Here is a 1,594-nt window from a genome sequence, read left to right on the forward strand (position 1 = left end):
GTTTTCAATTGAGAAAAATCCAATTTAATATTTTTATTTAAAAAACAATTTTTGAATAAGTGAAAATATTGTTTATAAAAATTCCATGATCAATTCCAATTGAATTGCATTTGCAAAATTGGAATTCTTTTTTTTTGAATAGGATATAAAAAATCTTTACAAATAGGACATATTACTCCTTCAATTATCATAAAAATCCTCCACAAATTTAAGATTATTTAAATAAGTTATTCCAAATTGTTTGCCAAAATCCAATCAAGTAAGTTGTTTCAGCTTCCAACTTTTGGGGAACAGTTCTTTTTTCTGCGTCTTGAATGTATAAAGCGTTATCTTTTTTATCAAAATAAAACTTTGCTTTTCCCCTCTGAACTCTGTCTATTTGCATAAGCTTTTCATAAATTTTACTCTCTCTAACTATTAATTTTTTGTTATAATTAAGATTTGTTACCCAAATGAAGATATTGACGTCCATTTTCTTTATTATAAAACTCTTTAGTAGTTTGAAAATCATTAAAAGCTTCCTTCCAATCATTAGAACAATAAATTCCTTTTGTTAAAGCTCCTTTTTTATAGCTTCTACATCATCAGAATAATGACTTTTTTAGCTATTTGATTAAGGTTATTTGAAGCTATTTTTAGAGTTCTAAAAACCTCCTTTAATGTTGTGTCGTATTCTTTATATCTGTAGTTAAATTTTTTCTTAAAAGTTCTCTAAAAAATTGGTTTTGAGTACACTCCAAAACTTTGTGTTATTCTACTAATAAATTGTAATCATATTCATCAAGTCTTACTGTTAATTTTTTTATCTTTTCAACTCCTTTAAAAATTAAATAAAAAGTACCCATTTTTATAGGGAAGTTTTTATTTAACTTATGGGAGGGAGTAAAAGGGGGCTATGCCCCACCTTTACAAGTTCTACTTTGATGACTAAAACTAAGTTTTTCGGCAACGGTAGAAGTAACAAGTATCTTAGACGAAAATATAAAGAACTTCGTAAGAAACTTGGTAAAGCTAAAAAATTAAATGCTATCAAGCGTATCAATGACAAAGAATCAAGAATAATGAAAGATATAAACCATTCAAGAGTGTCCTGTTTGTCATACTCATAATAGGATTAATACGAGAGAATACAAGTGTGCTTGTGGATATAAAAACACACAGGGATAGAGTTGGAGCATACAATATAGCTCAAAAATCTAACTTAGATGGTAAAAGTCTAAGTGCCTAAGAAACTACACGTTCTGTCTTAGGAAGGGTGCTGACATACCCTAAACTTAAAGTCATACTAGACTATCAGAAATGAACTGTCCTTTAATCATTTAAGAATCCCACGACTGAAGTCGTGTGGAGTGTCAATAGATTTATTTATATTAACAGACGAAGAGTTAAATTCTATTATAGAACTTTTTTATATTTTCTCGGGGCAATCTTTTTAGTTTTCAGTTCCTTGCGAGGGAGTTTCCCAAATTTAGTGTAAATTGTAAAAATTAAATATATATATTTTACCTTCTTGGCTATTAATTTGTATAATTAAATTAGTAACTGAGGAGGTTTTTTTATGGCTAGAAAAAATTCAGAAGTAAATCCACTTGTT

General features: G+C 28.0%; 1 protein-coding gene. It reads right to left on the reverse strand.

The genetic code is table 11. From position 1 onward, the window contains the following. Positions 1-214: 214 nt before the first annotated feature. On the reverse strand, positions 215-511 hold the full coding sequence (locus ACMOUI_RS08485; protein ID WP_418965291.1) for a hypothetical protein: 297 nt from the start codon (positions 509-511) through the stop codon (positions 215-217). Positions 512-1,594: the final 1,083 nt, after the last annotated feature.

Source organism: Cetobacterium sp., from assembly GCF_048470075.1.
Classification (GTDB): Bacteria; Fusobacteriota; Fusobacteriia; order Fusobacteriales; family Fusobacteriaceae; genus Cetobacterium_A.